The following is a 17,292-nucleotide window of genomic DNA, read 5'->3' on the forward strand; positions in this document are numbered from 1 at the left end:
TTTTAACTAAAAAATGCCACTTTCCAGAGTAGGGAAAGTGGCCATGTATATGTGGCTTAAATAACAATACTGTTTTACATAGCTAGCATATGCAATCAAGATAAACGGGGCAACTGTCGCTCAAAATGATAATTGGACAAAAGTGTGTTTTGGCTTAGGTCAAAACACACTTAATTATGTTAGTGAACCTAATGCATCTCATTACTCAATATTATTTTGACCATGAGCAACATACCCCACAGAGTAAACTTCACCGCTACTATCATCAATACCTTCTGAGCTACTCAACCACGTTAAACCGAGCGTTTCCCACGAGATATAATCTAAGCCGTGTACATCTGTATGTTGGTTGACTTTATTATGAATACACGCAAGAGAATGGTGCGAATCAGGAACGTTTGGCTCGTCGTCAACGAACCAAATATCAACCTTTGGGCGACCGAATTGTTCGCAAAGAGCTTTGAATCCATCACTTTGGAGAAATAAGACCATTGCGTGATGATCTCTCCAAACATAAAACGGGGCGTAGCTATTCATCTGATTTTCATAACTTTTCGCGTCTTTACGCGAATAAAGATAGGCTTTAAAAATTAACCCTGGGAACCCATCTAATAAGTGACCTTTTTCCTTGATACGAGCTTCTATTTTTTCCATAGGATAATCAGACGGGAGAACGATTTTATATTGCATTGCTATCATTGTATTATCTCCATTTCATCTTTCCATGACTGACCAGAGGAAAAAGACCAGTCTTCTGGGCCATTGAATTGAACAATGACCATGATATCTTCTTTACGAATGGGGGGTTGGGCCTGAAGTTGCTCACACAACGCTTTGTACAAGGCTCGCTTTTGTTCATGGTCACGTGATTTTCCAGCGAATATGTGAAACAAAATTCCAGATTCACTACGACTTTGAGCCAGATTTGGATAATTCGAATTAAAAACCTTTTGCTGTGGGGCATGAATGTCGAATATTTGAAAACAGTCTCCATTCGGTACTGCAAAATAAGCTTCTAAACATTGCTGGAGAATGTATGATATTTGATGCTTATATTTTTCAAATAACTCATTACCTATAGAAATTCGTGTCATTGGCATTTGTCATTCCTCTTGTGGTCCATCTCATCTAACCGCTCAAGTGCAGAAGCCGTTACAGGCCAACCTGCATAAAAAGCAAGATGAGTCATTGTTGCACTCAGTTCTTTTACTGTCAGCCCGTTGCTGAATGCCCGAGCTAAATGACCCGGTAGTTGTTCCACACGATTTAAGACCACTAACGCGGTGATGGTTATCAGACTTCTATCACGAGTGCTCAGACTCTCATCACGCCATATCTGTCCAAATAAGATATCTTCCGTAACTTTATGAAATTGTGGAGCAATTTCAGCAAACAGTTTCATTAAGTATTGTTCTTTTGTATCCATATATTTCCCCTGTTTTTTCGTCTACTGGAAAAGAATAAGTTGATTTTTTAATATAAAAAATCAAAACTATTTTGATATACAGTTTCGATTTTCAGGATAGTTGAACATGCGGAGTCTGGATTTAGATGCCTTACGATGTTTTGTCTTAGGAATTGAGTTAGGCAGCTTTGCAGCTGCAGCTGAACGACTTAATCGTTCACCCTCTGCGGCCAGTGCCCAGTTAAAAAAGCTCGAACAGCAGTGCCACACGTCATTAGTGACCAAAATCGGCCGCCATCTAGAGCCGACTGAAGCAGGTGAAATTATTCTGGCTTATGCCCGTCGCATGCTTCAGTTAAATGACGAAGCTTTAAACCAGTTAGTGGAAAATTCATTGACGGGGAAAGTGGTTTTTGGCTTACAAGAAGATTTTAGTGACGTACTATTGCCTCAGTTGCTAGGTGTATTCTCTCGCTCACATCCAAATTTACAATTGCAATCCATTGTTGGGCGCCATCAGGAGTTGATGGATGGCATTCAATCTGGTGAGTTAGACTTTTCATTGGGCTGGAGAGGTGAAAAATCGGCGCCATATAGTGAACTTCTGGCAGAATTACCACTGTACTGGTATGGGCCATCAAATAAATATCTTAAAGAATCCATTAATATTTCTAAACCTGTACCACTAGTCATGCTTGATGGTTCTTGCATTATCAGACAACAAGCCATAGCAGCATTAGATCGCGAGGGGATTCCATGGAAAATTACCTTTGTTGGCCGAAGTCTGAGTAACTTATGGAGCGCTGTTGATGCTGGCTTAGGAGTTACGGTTCGCTCTTCTTTCAGTCACCCGGATACTATTAGTAAGTTGGATGGTTTGCCGGTCCTTGGAAAACTTAGGTTGTGCCTCGATCGTAATCAATATAAGTTAGAAAAAGTACAGGAACAATTGTATGACGAATTAAAACAACAGCTTACACTCTATATCAAAAAGTAAAGTGATTGAATTGCTGACAGAATTGGGGACATAAAAGTCCACACTATGAGCAAGCCTGAGTCAGATCTAATGATTAGGTAAACTAATCTAAAATCACATTAATTCGATGTGAATGAGTATTTGCTCTAACAAGCTTTGGGGCAATTATGAGTTAACGATTTTACTAATTTACTAGATTGTGGATTGGCTGATGTAACGTTAAGCAGTAAACGACGCCACCACTCAACTTATTTAGAATTGAACTGTAAGCACTAAATTCAACTTGAACTGAGAATGCCAATCGTTGCAAATCTGTCTTATCGATTTACTAGGTTACTTTGTATTGCGTACCCATTTTTTACCATCTTCTAGTGAACGCTTAATCTTTTGGGATTTAGAAAGCTCACTAACTGCTTTTGTGAAATCTAACTCCGACAAACCAAGCTTGTTTTGAAGTTCGGCATCTAAATAAGTAGGAACCTTTAGGGCTGCATATATTTTGGCTTCAGGTGAGCCAGTCATTGATTTTGTGATTACAGTTTGTGGTTTTGTGACTACAGTTTTCTTACGTTCCCATGAAGCTCTTGCATGTTTACCTTCACCTTTCGGTAGATCTTTTCGGGCGATTAGCTGCCCTTCAAACGTAAAGTCGGAGGATATTTTTACAATTAGAAGCTTATTAAAGTTTCCAGCGCGTTTCACTTTCACTTCTTCTTTATTCTTTTCAGGAGAAATCGTTTTTATTTCGATGAAGTCATTTCCTAGCTTTCCGTCTGACCCTTTAGTATGTGGTTTATGCCGCTTAATCCCATAGTTAATTTCGGCATATAACTCTCCTAACTCCCCCCAAATCTGCAAATAACGATTTGTAAGATCGTAGAAAGCTTCGGCATTATCCACCAACTTCTCAAAGATCACTTCTAACTTGGGGTTAACTTTGGATAACTCTGAATTAAAATTACTATCAGTCGCCTCCCATTCTTTAGGAGATAACCCTAAAGCATGTAGATCTAGGTTAATATCATATGGGTTATACCCGCAACCTGCTGCGTCAGTTATCTGATCAGCGCTATAACCTTCATTATGCATGTCATATAAATAGTCCCAGTCACCCATTTGACCTCCTCATAGCTAAAACTGTATGTAAATGCCTCGCGCTTTACAGACGTAACTCTTCCGTATCTACGTTTTTATTATATTGCTGTCGTCTATTATGAGGCTCAATAAGTATAATGCTATTGTGTGAATCGAAAGCGATATTCGTAAGAAGCCTACCAAAAATATCCGTATAAACACCGTACATATGGATTGGTTTAATTTGTTCTATTCTAGAACGTTCGAAGGGCTCCGTTCGGCGGAGCTAAGAAGAGTGGGACAGAAGTGTTTTAGCTTACCTGCACCATGGTCCGCGTTAATATCAATACGAATCATCACGGACGCACCACCTTGATGCTTGTCTTGAAATTAACGATACAAAGACTTGGTCGACTCTCTGACGATTAAGTCAATCGGTGGTAAACGAGCTTCATGTCGCTCGCCAGATAACAAGTTCAAGATCGACTGAGCACACACCTCTCCAATCTCTTCAATCGGCTGTCTCAGCGTCGTCAGGGCTGGCGTGAAATACTTAGACGTCGGCAAGTCATCAAATCCAATCACCGACACGTCTTCTGGAACTTTATAACCGTGATCGTGTAGCGCCTTAATCGCCCCGTAAGCGGTTTGGTCATTGGCTGCGAACAGAGCCGAAAAATGAACCTTTGACTCTATTAATTCAACGGTTTTCTCATAACCAGATTCACTACTGAAGTCACCCTGTTTGACGAGTTTTGGCATCACTTTTATACCCGCCTCTTGCAGCGCTTTCTTGTAGCCTTCAAAGCGGTTCCCCGCATCAGGTTGACTTGAAAGCCCTTTAATATGAGCGATATTCACATGCCCTTGTTGCAGTAAGTGCAGGGTCGCCATGTAGCCGCCCAGCACATTATCAATGTTGAGCGTGCGGATGTTGTCATCAATAATGTCGTACCCCACCGCCACGACCGGGATGTCTTGTGCATATTTGGCGATATCTTCTTTACTCACGCTTCCGGTCACAATGATCATGCCATCAACATTACTTTTCGCCAGATACTCCAGTGCATGTAATTCCAGTTTTTTCTGCCAATGTCCTGTCGCAATCACCAAAGAGTAACCTTGAGCAATCAAAGTTTTCTCCATGTCGTTGAGAATACGACTGGTGTAAGGGCTGTCAGGGTGTTGCACCAATACACCGATTGTCAATGAACGGCGATTGATGTTCTCTTGCATTTGAAAATTGGGTTTGTAGCCCGTGTCTTTGATTGCTTGCTCGATGTTCTGGCTTTTATCATCCGACACATAAGTGGTTCGATTAAGAAAACGAGAAACCGTGCTTGGGGAAACACCAGCGAGTCTCGCTACATCGTATACGGTTGTTTTTTTAGTTTTAGTGCGCATCTCGATACCCTAATCCAGTGACATTTGGGGAGCCCGAAAGCTCCCCACCTATTTCAACCTGCATACCACAGCTTTCGTTGAAACTCGTATCATTAAGTTAATACATGTAGGCGAAGATCATCCCCGGTCTGAAATAACGACCTGCGGTGTATTTCAACCCGGTGCTCAGTAGCCATTTGTGAAGAATCATGGCTTGTTCCGCTGAAATTTCGCCTTGCAACATACTAACAAATTTATCACTGTCTTTAGTCAGGTCAGGACTAACTCGACCGTCAGACAGCACACACTTTTGCAATTTAAGTGCAGTAAGCCACTTTTTCGCATCATTTTGTGACAATTTAAAAGACTCTGAAAGATCTTTCTCATCAAATGAGACTGAGCAATTGAACCCTTCTGGCGCGGCAAATGGAATTTTTGAATAGTCATACAGCGCGGTATACACGGTGTCCATCAATGTTTCTGCTTGCTGCGATTTGCCCGCTAAACTCAACGCTGTTGCGACACTAAATTGCACACCAATCCACACATCTTGTGCCTGAAAAGCCTCATGTGGTGAACCATCTGCCAATGTCATATTCGCCACACCCAGCTTAGGGCTGTTGATCTCAAAGTTATGTTTATAAACATAGTCCAATGCGCGTTGAATACGCTCTTGCGGGAAAATGCCCTCCAAACCAATCAGCTTGAGATAGCTGTCTGCAAGCAGTGCATCACCAAAGCTGTTGTCTGAATCTGGTACTAGTTCTAGATATTCTTGAGTAAAGGCTTGAGGCGCGGTCTCACTCAGTAAGCGTTTCTTAGAGACTCTTTGAGATACCTTGCTGATGTTGATGGAGGTATCGGTCTCATTGAGATAGGCATTGAGCGTATTCTTGTCAGCAATCGTATCACCCGTCAAAGTCAGGCCTAAGGTTTCCAGGTTTTGGTAGCCTTCGCCCGTTAGATGCTTGGCTTGAACTGGCGTCACGAAGAAATGGTAGTAGCCTTCTTTCTCATCCCACAAGCTTTGCTCAACTGTTGCTAATGCCTTTTTCGAACGTGTTAGGTAATCCGAACCCAGATCGTTTTCGCCCATCAATTGTGCAAGTTCACTCGCAGCTTGAAGGCCAGCAACCCAAAGGCTCGCGCAGTAAATTGAAATACCATGAGAAGCCAGGTTATCAAAGGTATCGTCTGTGCCTCGGGTTAGCGGTAAATCATCGCCCTCAGCGACCAAGTTCGATAAGAAATCGATGCTCTCAGTCACAGCCTGCCAGCACTCTTTAACTACAGAAATATCTTGCGTGTTTTGATAGTGACGGTACACCATCAGAATGTATTTCGGTGCTAAGTCCTTCCACTCTTTCACGTTGTGCCAGCTGTACGCGTCAGGCTGGATGTCGAACGGGCTACCCAAGTCATGAATAACCGCACCTCGAATAGCACGCACGCCTTGGTACTTCTCATCGATCAATTCAGCATTCGGTGTTGCTTCATATTCCCAGTATCGGCGCTGAGTAAAGTCTTCGGCCAAAATGGCTTTCGAAAACTCTTTCATCACGCAGCCATCAAGCACCGGCAATAAATAAAGAAGCGAAAATGAGCCGTAGAAATACACATCCAGAGAGTTAAAGAACGGATAATCAACACACTCCTTCACCAGGAATTTGTCTTCTTTATCCCATACCGTTGATTCGGCTAGGAATGATAGTGAATTCATCGCCATCGTCGCATAACGCAGTGCCGATTCAGGCTGTGAAATTTTGCGTTGAGCTTGCTGTAGGAAGGCCGTTTGTTGTTCGACAATTCGTTGCTCAATCGCTTCTAGCTCTGGCAATACCTCTTCTAACATCGGCAGAGCAGGTTTCGCTTGCGGATAGAATTGCGTGTAGGCCTTCTCTGAACGCCAACCATTAAGCATGACTTTGCTGTGTGCCATCACCTGTGTAAAACGCAGATCAACAGACTCCCCCGGCTCCAACTCAACCTGAACCACAATCAATGCACTCAGAGCTTCACGCCCAGTGTAGATACCTGTTTGGAATTCAGCGTTTGTGCGGCCTGTTCTCAGTGCGAACTCTGTTTGCTCCGCTGCCTTAGAGGTATAAAGTGTTGGCTTCACAGACACCGATATCTTGCCAGATTCGGTCAGGTGGTTATTCGCTTGAACACCAAACACCACTTCACCTTCAATATCACTTTGATACGGGGACTGACTAGTGAGCTGGACACCCGTAAAACCGTGGTTTTCGCCGTTTACGCTAACCGCTTGATGCTGCTGGGCGATTGGATTTTGAGACAAGGTACACGCCGAATCTTGAATGCCATCGCGACCTTTGCGATAAGTTGAGCCAATCAAGTTTTGTAGCGGCTGAGCAAGCGTAACCACGCGTGTTTGCGCCGAATGATTGGTTAATTCGAAGTGATTCCAGTGCATCGGTAAAGAGCACAGGCGTTTGTCGTTTTTAACGATTGGAGAAACCACTTTACGTTTTATTTTAATGTCATCAAAACTGTTATATTTATATTCAGCTAATGGATACAAAGCTTGATATTCGATATCCTTACCGTTGACACTATCTATATCACTGCCATTGAGACTATCCATATCATTATTATCACCAGCAGTAAGTGATAATAACTTAACTGTATCATTTATTAATAAACCATTAAAGAAATCTAAGGCTACATATAATTGACAAATAATTGAAGATGAATCTGAGTCAATCAATAATAGAGTCTTATTTGAAAACTCAATGTTCCATTTTGTAAAGTTAGCTTTATTCTCTTGGTAGAAGCCACCATTTTTTAATGCCGAACGAATGTGGTTAATCGCATTCGACATGTCTGTATTATCAATCTTCTTACCATCGAACAAAGCAGGGTAAAAGTTCAGGTGAACGCCCAGATCTTGCTCATTAATGACTTGCAGCGTGTCGATGGTTGGCACATCCATCACTGAAGCATAAAAATCATTAAAATTAATAACTTGCTCTGAACAATCAACAAATATACCAGGGATAAAGCTAAAGTTTGGCGTGTTGCCATTTGGCGTCAGTGTAAATGTATTACCAATACCACCCACTGCCATGCCGGTATTTTCTGGTGTGGTAGAAATTGGCGTGTACCAAGGTTGAATAAATTCAACTGCATCACCTTTTTTGCAAAGGTGTTTTGAATTTCCTGAATAGCTTGTATATGGAATTTTATTATTCATTTTAAAACCGCCATTGAATATTTTTTTCTTCTTGTTAATATCTTTCAAAAATGGAGACATCAACATGTTTAAAATTATAAATGAAAAATTTGGAAGTATTGACTCTGTCACATTAATAAACCACCAACATGGTATAGAACTTCAAATAATCAATGAATTTGGTGCTATTATTAATAAATATATCGTAAATAACAGTCCGTTCTCTTTTATTTGTGGTTATCAGAATTATGATGAACTGATCAACCAACATCCGTTCTTTTCCCGCAGTGCTAAATTATTCCCTTTTCCAAACCGTTTAAACTTAGGTCGTTACAGTTTCGATAACCAAAACCATCAACTCCCGGCTAACTTTCCTTGGTCTGATCACGCCGTACATGGCCTGCTCTATAACCAACCTTTTTCAATCACAAACAGCGTAGCCAACGAAGAGTTAGCCAGTGTGACAATGCAGTATCAAACGTCTTCTTTGCACCCTGCTTTCCCATTTGCTTTTAACCTTGAAGTCACCTTCACTATCGACATAACAGGCAAGCTCTCTTGCTCAACAACCGCTTCTAATCTTGGTGATTCTGCCTTCCCATTCGGTGATGCTTGGCACCCTTACTTTTCACTGGGTACGGATCTGACAGAATGTGCGCTGTCCATGTCGCAGTGCTCCGAAGTCATACACGTGAACGACCTACCTAATGGTGAAAAACAGGTTTTTGACCGTTTGTCTTTGGGCGACTCCCTGACGAATCAAAGCCTAAATCACTGCTTTGAATTTGATTCGAAGACAACCAACCAACTGACTTTGACGCGCTCAGATTCATCAGCTGCGATTCACTATCAACAAGATGCAAGCTACCCATTCGTTCAGCTGTACACGCCGGCTAGCGAGCAAAGCATTGCAATAGAACCAATGACTTGCCCTGCAGATGCATTCAATAACCAAATTGGCTTACTGACGCTTAGCCCGAACCAGTCTCAAACCTTCAATTGGCAATGCCAGGCCAGCTATCAACCAAAATAAAACAACACTAAAGAGAAACCAAAAAGCAATAAAGGGCGCATAAAGCGCCCTTCTCTTTGTTAGCCTAATACCACTTCTACCATGTGCTCACCCGATGTAAATACCGGTGCTTTGTTGCCTGAAATCAGGTCACCATTGACCTTCATTTCAACCACACCTTTACACACATTGTTCGGGTTCGAGACATGGATGATATATGTTGCGCCACGGAACTGACGACGGACTTTGAATTCAGGCCACTCAGCCGGAATACAAGGGTCCACCAGCAAACCATCCACTTCAGGACGAACACCCAGAATCCACTGCGTACCTGCAACGTATGTCCAAGATGAAGTACCAGACAGCCATGCATTACGACCTAAGCCGAACTGTTTATGTTCGTCACCCAAGATGTTTTGTGGGTAGCAGTATGGCTCTGACTCGAAGGTATCAATATCGTCGTTCTTCGAAGCCGGATTAATTTGACGGTAGTACTCATAAGCACGCTCGCCGTTGCCCATTTTCGCTTCTGCGATCATCACCCATGGGTTTGAATGCAGGAAGATACCGCCGTTCTCTTTCGCACCCGGTGGGTATGTTGATACACCACCTAGCTGTGGATCAAAGCCGTTGTAACCCGGTGTTGAAAGTTTGATGCCATTGGTGGTGTTCAGTTTGTTGTAAACCGAATCTAGCGCTTGCGTTGCACGTTCTTGAGTCGCGAAACCAGAAATTACAGGCCAGCTTTGACCGTTAGTGTAGATCTGCCCTTGCTCATTTTTATGAGAACCGATTGGCAAACCTTGCTCATCAAAGTAACGAACGAACCACTCGCCATCCCAACCGTACTCATTCACCGTACTCTGCATCTGTTGGTACTGATCTTTAAACTTAGTCGTCAGTTGCGCTTCGCCACGTAGCTCACAAAGGTCCAGCATATCGAGCAGGGCTTTGCCGTACATGTTGGCTACCATCATCGACTCAGCACCCGTTGGCAGGTTCACCGTGTCGTTCCAGTCAGCAAAACCTAGCAGCGGTAGACCGTGCTCACCAGTATTGGTGTAGGTAAATTCAATCGCGCGGCACAGGTGGTTCCAAACAGTTCCCGTTTCGATTGGGTTGCCCGCTTTGTCTTTTTGATAGAACGGGATCTCTTTATTCAAGAAGTCTGCATTGCCCGTTTCTTTCACATATTGCGTCACCGCGTAGATGATCCACAGGTGATCATCACCGTAGTAATCCGGGCGATCTTCTTCTTCACGCGAATCACCTGCGTTTGCTTCCATGGTTGACGGGAAGAACTGGTGCATTGCCGAACCGTTGGTGTTTTGCACCGACAGCAGACGCTCAATAAACTCACGCGCTTCTTCTGGCATGTGAGTAATCACGCCTAATGTATCTTGAGAAGAGTCACGGAAACCGATGCCGCGAGCGCCATAGCCAAGTTGGTACAAAGACAGGTAACGAGACCAGTTTTTGGTTGTGTGGCATTGACGTGGATTATGTACGTTAAGCATCGAGTTCATTGCCGGGTCTGGCGTTTCAACCTGAACCGCTTGTAGGTAAGAGTCCCAGTGCTCAGCCAGTTCAGCGAATGCCGAATCCACCACTTGATGGTCACGATATTTAGCCAATAGAGGCAATGCAGCTTCTAGGCTCTCTTCTTGTGCGATCTGTACGACCGTACGTTCTGTCTGCTCTGGAGATAACCAACCCAGACGTAGGTTAAGTGCACCAATGTTATCGCCACGCAAACACTCAGTGTTGCCAAGCTCATCGTTTTCTAACGCTTGCGGTGCAGCCCAAGTTCCGTAGCCAAACTGACCTAGGAATGATTGGCGGTCACCATCAAATGATGTCACAGGACGATCAGCAGTCATCAAGTTCACCGCGTAGTCGCGCTTCATGAAGGCATACTGCTCAAGCACGGTATGACCCGATTCTTGCTGGTGTGCTTTCAGTGTCATGGTTTGTGGAACCCAATCCGCATTCAATAGCTGCTTAAGCGCATCGAAGTGCGTGAATTCATACACCGGTACCACATCAACGTGCAGCGCTTTGTCTGAAATGTTGGTGACTTTGATGTCTTGCAGCAATACTTGGTCTGCTTTTGGTACGAAGAACGTTGCTTCACAACGCACACCAAACGCTTCTGCAATGATGGTGGTGTAAGACAGGCCTGTATGGTTTTCAAACTTATCTAGCGGCTTCAGAGTCGGAGTGTAGAAGGGTGAGAACACCTCTACATTACCCGCTTCGTCACGCACCTTGAGGTACATGGTCGAACCTTTGAAATCTGAGTTTGGCAGTTGTGCAATGTACTTGGTGATACGGTTCAGTGCCGGGTCGCCCTTACACAACAGCACACCGCCATTGCTATCGACAATGCCACCAAAATCTAATGTGCCCACATAGTTACACCATTTAATCGGTGTGCATGGCGTGGTTGCTACGTATTCTTTGTTTTTATCGTCAAAATATCCGAATTTCATCATCACTATCCCTAGCCCCTCCCAAATCAGGAGGAGCCAAAACAATTTGTCGTAAGTTGGTTGGTATCAGCTCAATGGCTGATTTAAATTGACTAGCTCGCTAGCGAGTTCTCACTCAGTGCATCGAATAGGTGGAAAGCATCCAGATCCAAGTAAAGCGTCAGCTCTTTCACATCCACTTCAGCAGCTTGGGTCTCAACCATCAGCGGTTGACCGCCGATTTCTGTTTTCAGAAGAATGCTCGCGCCTAGCAGTTCCTTGTCTTTGATTTTCACAGGGAATGGCAGCACACGGTCGTGGTCAACTTGCTCAGCACGTAGATGGATGTCTGTTGGACGAACACCAAAATGAAGCGCTAGGTTTTTAGATGCTAGAGACTTAAAGCGCTCTGGCAGTGGGATATGAACATCGCCAAGTTCAACGAAGTACTCGCCTTCTTTTTCAATCAGCTTTGCTTCCAACATGTTCATTGACGGGTTACCAATGAATTGCGCGACAAACTTGTTTGCAGGACGTTGGAACACCTCGGTTGGCGTACCTACTTGAGCAACATAACCGTCTTTCAGGATCACGATGCGATCCGCCAAAGTCATCGCTTCGATTTGATCGTGAGTTACGTAGATCGTGGTAGTTTTAAGCTCGCGGTGTAGGTGTTTGATCTCTTCACGCATCACGCCACGAAGTTTTGCATCTAGGTTAGATAACGGCTCATCAAACAAGAAAACCTTAGGTGTACGAACCATTGCACGGCCCATTGCCACACGCTGACGTTGACCACCAGAAAGCTCTTTTGGCTTACGGTTCAGTAGCGGGTCAAGCTCTAGCATTTTCGCCGCTTTTAGTACTTCTACGTCGATTTCTGCTTTCGGCATGCCTTTCAGTTTTAACGCAAAGGCGATGTTCTCGTACACCGTCATGTGTGGGTACAGAGCGTAGCTTTGGAATACCATCGCCAAATCACGGTCTTTCGCGTCGACTTTATTCATCAACTTACCGCCAACCACAATGTCGCCAGAGCTGATGCTTTCAAGACCCGCAAGCATACGTAGCGTTGTCGATTTACCACATCCAGATGGGCCAAGGAAAACCACGAACTCACCGTCTTCAACTGTAAAATCAAATTCTTTGACAACTTCAACATCACCGAATGATTTTTTGATGTTTTTAAATTCTACTTTAGCCATTATCTGTTCTCCTCAGCGCGCTCTAGAAGCATATTTCGGTACGCAATTGCGCTCTGTTTCAATGTTCTTTCTTGGGTGGTGTAATCAACGTGGACGATGCCAAAACGCTGGCAGTAACCGAATGCCCACTCAAAGTTATCCATCAGACTCCAAGCGAAGTAACCATCCACTTTCACACCGGCTTCAACTGCGTTGTGAACCGCTTCGATATGACCTTGGAAGTAGCGAACACGTTGATCATCCATCACTTGTCCATTAACGCGCTCGTCGTTACCTGCAGCACCGTTCTCCGTAATGTAGATAGGCGGCATATTTTCGTAGCGAGCATCCAGTCTTACCAATAAATCAGTTAGGCCTTGTGGGTTGATCTCCCAACCGATGTAAGTGTGTTCAGCATCGGTTTGCTTGACTGATTCAATGTCACCATTCTCGTTAAAGCGAGCGACATTGCGTGTGTAGTAGTTGATACCAATGTAGTCGACTGGTGCGCTGATGATGTCTAAATCACCTTCAAGGATCATTGGCATGTTCATCGCTTGACGCTCAACCACTAACTGCGGATATTCACCCTTCAATACTGGGTCGATAAACCAGTGGTAGTTCTCCGCTTCGCAGTAATCTGCTGCGCCTTGATCTTGTGGTGTTAATGGGTAAGCCGGAGTCGCGTTAAATACCACGCCATGCTTAGCATGAGGCGCATTCTTACGAAGAATCGGCATCGCCAAACCGTGTGCCAACATTAGGTGATGAGATGCTAAGTAGCCCTCTTTCTCACCCTTGATGCCTGGCGCGTGTTCGCCCCAACGGTAACCAAGGAATGCAGACACAAACGGTTCGTTCAATGTTGTGTAAACATCAATCTTGTCGCCAAAGTAGTTACTCACGACTTCTGCGTATTCCGCAAATTTGTAAGACGTTTCACGTTTTAGCCAACCGCCTTTGTCTTCAAGGTATTGTGGCAGATCCCAGTGATACAAAGTCACATACACCTTCATGCCACGAGCATGACACTCATCGATGATCTGCTCATAAAACTCTAGGCCTTGCTGATTCACCTCACCGTCTTGCGGCAGAATACGTGGCCATGCAATTGATAGGCGGTAAGCATCAACGCCTAAGCCTTGAATCATCTCGATGTCTTGCTTCCATAGGTGGTAGTGATCACATGCCACATCACCATTGTCGCCGTTATCTACCTTACCTGGCGTCTTACAAAACGTGTCCCAGATAGACGGTGTACGACCGCCCTCTTCAACGCCGCCTTCAATTTGGTATGAAGATGTCGCGACACCGAATACAAATTCCTTACTGCGTAACTTTGAATCACTTGGAAGTTGAAATTTATTCATTGTTATAACCCTTAAACCTAACCTTTAACTGCGCCGGACGTTAAACCACTGATCATCTGTTTCGATGCGAACAGGTATGTAATTACGAGTGGTAAAATTGAAATTGTGGTGCCTAGCATTACCGCACCCCATGGCGTATTCGGAATACCTTGAACGCTTCGTAGCGCCTGTGTAATCACATAATTGTCTGGGTTATTTAGCACCACAAGAGGTTGCATAAACATGTTCCAGAAGAAGACGAACTGCACGATAGCCAATGTTGCAAGTGCTGGCTTCATTAGTGGCAGTACCACGCTCCAGTACGTTCTGAACTCGCCTGCGCCATCTAGTTTCGCCGCTTCTAATAGCTCTTTAGGAATCGATGCAATCACGTGCTGACGCATCAAGAAGATACCAAATGGCGTGGTTGTGAACGGTAGCCATACAGCCATGTGGTTATCTAGCAAGCCTAAGAATTTCACGATCATGAAGTAAGGGATCAAGCTAAGCACAGGCGGAATCGCCATTGAGCCAACCAGCATACCGAACAACACGTTCTTACCGCGGAACTTAAACACAGCAAACGCGTAGCCACCCATGCTACAGAACAGCAGTGAGATGGTGGTGCCTAAGAAAGCCACGTAAATCGAGTTAAACATCGCTTTCCAAAACGGCATGATTTCCAGCAGTTTTGCGTAGTTCACCATTAGGCTATCGCCAATCGCAAAGCTGATGCCTGAACCGAAGATCTCCGAACGGTCACGTGTTGAAAGCAGTGCTGACCACACAAACGGGAACACCGTAATGATTGCGGAAACAATCAGTAATATGCCGAGCATAACCATCAAGATCTTAGTCATGATGTACATGGTGCGTTCACTTGGCATTAGGCCACTTAGTGGTGAGGTATTTGTCTTAATTGATGTCGACATCTTAATGTTCCCCTAAGCCTTTCTTACCGAAGAATAAAAATTGAACCAAGGTACACGTTGCGATGAGTGCAAACAGGAGCCATGAAATCGCTGACGCGGTGCCCATTTCTAACCATTCCCAACCCACTTTGTAGAGGTACATAGAGATAGTTAGACCTGATTGACCCGTACCACCTGTACCACGCGTTAGAACGAACGGTTCTTCAAACATTTGCAGGTTACCGATGATGGTCATCGTGATAGCAAAGAAGATAAATGGACGAATCATTGGTAGTGAAATATTCCAGAAGCGGCGGAAGGCGTTGGCACCATCCATACGAGCAGCTTCTAAAATATCTTTAGGAATCGTCATTAAACCTGTGGTGTAAAGGACGATGTTAAAACCGGTGTATTTCCAGAAAACCATGATCGCGATAGACGGCTTCACCATAGTGGCATCGTCTAACCAGCGGATTGGTTGGAAATCGTTAACCCAAGCAAATGCCCAACCAAACAGCGTGCTATCGGCCAGTGCCATTAGCGTTTGGTTAATGATTCCTGAGTTAGGAGAATACATGTTGAAGAAAATCAGTGACGCTGCGACCGTTGATGTGATGAACGGTAGAAAATACGCCGATGTTAACCAGTGACGCATACGGTCACCCATTGAAACCAACATGTAAGCCACTGGAATTGCGACTAAGTGCTGTGCCACACCCGAAGTGATTGCTAGCCACAATGTGTTCTTTAACGAACGCCATAGCCACGGGTCAGTCAATGCAATGTGATAGTTCTCAAAACCAACGAACTGCATTGCGTCCATGCCCTGTACTGGGTTCCATTCGTGGAACGACAGGTAAACAGAGAACAACAGCGGGAAGATCCCAAATACAGAAAAAATGATCAGAAACGGCAGAAGGAATCCATACGGTGTAAGCGCTTTCAAATTCAGACGAGAAAAAAGGCTTTTGTCCGCAGGTTCTATCGTTGTGCTCGCTGTATGATTCATAGTAACGACCTCTTAAAAAAGGAAGCGCGTTATCCACGCTTCCTCACTTACTCAAAATAAAAACAAATTAAAGATTACGCGTACGACGCTTGATTAGGCGCTCTGCCTCTTTCAATGCAGTCTCGATGTCCTTACCTTCATCAAGCACTTCCATCAATGCGTTCTCTAAAATTATAGAACGTGCTACGTGGTCGCCTTGAGCTGGAGATACTGGTTTGATGTTTTGTGCCACTTCAGCAAATAGAAGGCGCGCTTTCTGCCCACCTAGGAACTCCATCTCTTCTTGGAACAACTCATCGTCATACGTCGTTACGTTCGCAGGGAAAGCCGCAATCGTTTCGAAGTGCTTAAGTTGAACTTCACGGTCAGTCGTCATGTATTCAATAAGTGCCCAAGCTTCATCTGGGTTGTCTGACTGAGTTGGGATAGATAGGAATGAACCACCCCAGCTGCCGTAGATGCCATCAGGAAGGTTCTCTACTGCCCACTTACCTTTGGTTTCAGGTGCAATCCAGTTGTTTAGGTGACCAAGTAGCCAAGCGCCAGAAAGTTGAGTTGCAAATGTGCCGTTGCGGAAGCCTTCGTACCATTCGTTAGACCAAGCCAGAATGCGGCCATCTAAGCCTTTGTCGCGAATCTCTTTTGCCACTTCAAAAGCGTGAACAAAACGCTCAGATGTCACCACTGGGTTGCCATCTTTATCGAAGTAAAGACCTTCACCTTCAGGAACTGTTGTGAAGATGATCGCTTGTGCCACGTCGGCTGCTGAAGCGATAAGTTGTACGTTTTGCTCTTTCAGTTTTTCACCCGCAGCGATGTATGAATCCCAATCTTTGATTGCGTCTTCTACATTGATGCCTGCTTTTTCAAACACGTCGGTGCGGTAGTACATAACACCTGGACCAAGATCGACAGGGATGCCGTACATGTCGCCGTCAGCGCCTTTGCCTTGCGCCCATGCGTATGGAGCGAATCGTTCTTCGTATTTATCTGCACCATAGTTTTCAGACAGGTTAACTAGGCCGCCAGAACCAACGAATGGGCCGATTTTCTCTACGTCCACAACAATCACGTCACCCGCACCTGAGCCAGTTGCTAGGTTAGTGGTTAGTTTTGTGTGGTGGTCACCGTGGTTGTTCATAAGGTAATCAACTTTAATCCCTGTTTTCTTTTCGAAATCAGGCAGTAATACCTTCAGGCTGCTATCGAAATCAGGGAAGCCATCGAAACGAATCTCTTTGTCAGCCGCATTAACAGCCGTTGTACCTAATCCTAAAGCAACCGCGCATGAGAGCGCTAAGGTCTTAAATTTCATGTTCTAT

14 protein-coding genes are annotated in these 17,292 nt (G+C 44.4%); 2 read left to right on the forward strand and 12 right to left on the reverse strand.

Annotation, left to right across the window (positions count from 1 at the left end):
* Positions 1 to 201 precede the first annotated feature (201 nt).
* The 3 genes from BCV39_RS16565 to BCV39_RS16575 are packed head-to-tail and all read right to left on the reverse strand — an operon-like array spanning position 202 to position 1,426.
* Complete coding sequence (locus tag BCV39_RS16565; protein ID WP_102431750.1) at positions 202 to 699, reverse strand: DUF4865 family protein; 498 nt, start codon at positions 697 to 699, stop codon at positions 202 to 204.
* Entirely contained in the window at positions 696 to 1,100 is a 405-nt protein-coding gene (locus tag BCV39_RS16570; protein ID WP_102431749.1) for a tautomerase family protein, read from the reverse strand. Before BCV39_RS16570 ends, BCV39_RS16565 begins: the two co-directional genes overlap by 4 nt.
* The gene (locus BCV39_RS16575) at positions 1,091 to 1,426 is read right to left on the reverse strand and encodes a carboxymuconolactone decarboxylase family protein (protein WP_102431748.1); all 336 of its coding nucleotides are present in this window, start codon (positions 1,424 to 1,426) and stop codon (positions 1,091 to 1,093) included. The genes BCV39_RS16570 and BCV39_RS16575 overlap by 10 nt, the downstream gene beginning before the upstream one ends.
* Before the next feature lie 106 nt (positions 1,427 to 1,532).
* Between BCV39_RS16575 and BCV39_RS16580 the strand changes: the two genes are divergently transcribed.
* Entirely contained in the window at positions 1,533 to 2,402 is an 870-nt protein-coding gene (locus tag BCV39_RS16580; protein ID WP_058118981.1) for a LysR substrate-binding domain-containing protein, read from the forward strand.
* Between the two features lie 312 nt (positions 2,403 to 2,714).
* Here the strand turns inward: BCV39_RS16580 and BCV39_RS16585 are convergent, their stop codons facing one another.
* The 3 genes from BCV39_RS16585 to BCV39_RS16595 all read right to left on the reverse strand — a co-directional run bounded on the left by BCV39_RS16585 (position 2,715) and on the right by BCV39_RS16595 (position 8,055).
* A complete protein-coding gene (locus BCV39_RS16585) occupies positions 2,715 to 3,497 on the reverse strand; it encodes a hypothetical protein (protein WP_102431267.1) in 783 nt (260 codons plus the stop codon).
* Positions 3,498 to 3,845: 348 nt separating this feature from the next.
* Positions 3,846 to 4,859 carry a substrate-binding domain-containing protein gene (locus tag BCV39_RS16590; RefSeq protein ID WP_048660661.1) on the reverse strand — a complete coding sequence of 338 codons (1,014 nt, stop codon included), beginning with the start codon at positions 4,857 to 4,859 and terminating at the stop codon, positions 3,846 to 3,848.
* A 97-nt stretch (positions 4,860 to 4,956) separates the two neighbouring features.
* On the reverse strand, positions 4,957 to 8,055 hold the full coding sequence (locus tag BCV39_RS16595; protein WP_102431268.1) for a GH116 family glycosyl hydrolase: 3,099 nt from the start codon (positions 8,053 to 8,055) through the stop codon (positions 4,957 to 4,959).
* 64 nt (positions 8,056 to 8,119) lie between these two features.
* Between BCV39_RS16595 and BCV39_RS16600 the strand changes: the two genes are divergently transcribed.
* Positions 8,120 to 9,067 (forward strand): aldose 1-epimerase, encoded by a 948-nt coding sequence (locus BCV39_RS16600; protein ID WP_102460939.1) that lies wholly within the window; start codon positions 8,120 to 8,122, stop codon positions 9,065 to 9,067.
* 59 nt (positions 9,068 to 9,126) lie between these two features.
* Here the strand turns inward: BCV39_RS16600 and BCV39_RS16605 are convergent, their stop codons facing one another.
* The 6 genes from BCV39_RS16605 to BCV39_RS16630 all read right to left on the reverse strand — a co-directional run bounded on the left by BCV39_RS16605 (position 9,127) and on the right by BCV39_RS16630 (position 17,285).
* Complete coding sequence (locus tag BCV39_RS16605) at positions 9,127 to 11,541, reverse strand: glycosyl transferase (RefSeq protein WP_102432083.1); 2,415 nt, start codon at positions 11,539 to 11,541, stop codon at positions 9,127 to 9,129.
* Between the two features lie 89 nt (positions 11,542 to 11,630).
* On the reverse strand, positions 11,631 to 12,722 hold the full coding sequence (ugpC, locus tag BCV39_RS16610; protein WP_019826228.1) for a sn-glycerol-3-phosphate ABC transporter ATP-binding protein UgpC: 1,092 nt from the start codon (positions 12,720 to 12,722) through the stop codon (positions 11,631 to 11,633).
* Positions 12,722 to 14,071 (reverse strand): GH1 family beta-glucosidase, encoded by a 1,350-nt coding sequence (locus tag BCV39_RS16615; RefSeq protein WP_102432084.1) that lies wholly within the window; start codon positions 14,069 to 14,071, stop codon positions 12,722 to 12,724. Before BCV39_RS16615 ends, ugpC begins: the two co-directional genes overlap by 1 nt.
* Positions 14,072 to 14,088: 17 nt before the next feature.
* Positions 14,089 to 14,937: a carbohydrate ABC transporter permease gene (locus BCV39_RS16620; protein WP_017061568.1), complete on the reverse strand. Its 849-nt coding sequence runs from the start codon at positions 14,935 to 14,937 to the stop codon at positions 14,089 to 14,091.
* A 46-nt stretch (positions 14,938 to 14,983) separates the two neighbouring features.
* Positions 14,984 to 15,970, reverse strand: coding sequence for a sugar ABC transporter permease (locus BCV39_RS16625; RefSeq protein WP_017068577.1), 987 nt, complete (start codon positions 15,968 to 15,970; stop codon positions 14,984 to 14,986).
* Between the two features lie 67 nt (positions 15,971 to 16,037).
* Positions 16,038 to 17,285, reverse strand: a complete 1,248-nt coding sequence (locus BCV39_RS16630) for an extracellular solute-binding protein (RefSeq protein WP_102432085.1) — start codon at positions 17,283 to 17,285, stop codon at positions 16,038 to 16,040.
* Positions 17,286 to 17,292 lie beyond the last annotated feature (7 nt).

It is taken from the genome of Vibrio sp. 10N.286.55.E10 (genome assembly GCF_002872555.1).
Lineage (GTDB): Bacteria > Pseudomonadota > Gammaproteobacteria > Enterobacterales > Vibrionaceae > Vibrio > Vibrio crassostreae.

Coding starts and splice junctions, on each gene's coding strand:
- BCV39_RS16565 (WP_102431750.1), bottom strand. CDS start 699: ATGATAGCAATGCAATATAAAATCGTTCTCCCGTCTGATTATCCTATG.
- BCV39_RS16570 (WP_102431749.1), bottom strand. CDS start 1,100: ATGCCAATGACACGAATTTCTATAGGTAATGAGTTATTTGAAAAATAT.
- BCV39_RS16575 (WP_102431748.1), bottom strand. CDS start 1,426: ATGGATACAAAAGAACAATACTTAATGAAACTGTTTGCTGAAATTGCT.
- BCV39_RS16580 (WP_058118981.1), top strand. CDS start 1,533: ATGCGGAGTCTGGATTTAGATGCCTTACGATGTTTTGTCTTAGGAATT.
- BCV39_RS16585 (WP_102431267.1), bottom strand. CDS start 3,497: ATGGGTGACTGGGACTATTTATATGACATGCATAATGAAGGTTATAGC.
- BCV39_RS16590 (WP_048660661.1), bottom strand. CDS start 4,859: ATGCGCACTAAAACTAAAAAAACAACCGTATACGATGTAGCGAGACTC.
- BCV39_RS16595 (WP_102431268.1), bottom strand. CDS start 8,055: ATGAATAATAAAATTCCATATACAAGCTATTCAGGAAATTCAAAACAC.
- BCV39_RS16600 (WP_102460939.1), top strand. CDS start 8,120: ATGTTTAAAATTATAAATGAAAAATTTGGAAGTATTGACTCTGTCACA.
- BCV39_RS16605 (WP_102432083.1), bottom strand. CDS start 11,541: ATGATGAAATTCGGATATTTTGACGATAAAAACAAAGAATACGTAGCA.
- ugpC (WP_019826228.1), bottom strand. CDS start 12,722: ATGGCTAAAGTAGAATTTAAAAACATCAAAAAATCATTCGGTGATGTT.
- BCV39_RS16615 (WP_102432084.1), bottom strand. CDS start 14,071: ATGAATAAATTTCAACTTCCAAGTGATTCAAAGTTACGCAGTAAGGAA.
- BCV39_RS16620 (WP_017061568.1), bottom strand. CDS start 14,937: ATGCCAAGTGAACGCACCATGTACATCATGACTAAGATCTTGATGGTT.
- BCV39_RS16625 (WP_017068577.1), bottom strand. CDS start 15,970: ATGAATCATACAGCGAGCACAACGATAGAACCTGCGGACAAAAGCCTT.
- BCV39_RS16630 (WP_102432085.1), bottom strand. CDS start 17,285: ATGAAATTTAAGACCTTAGCGCTCTCATGCGCGGTTGCTTTAGGATTA.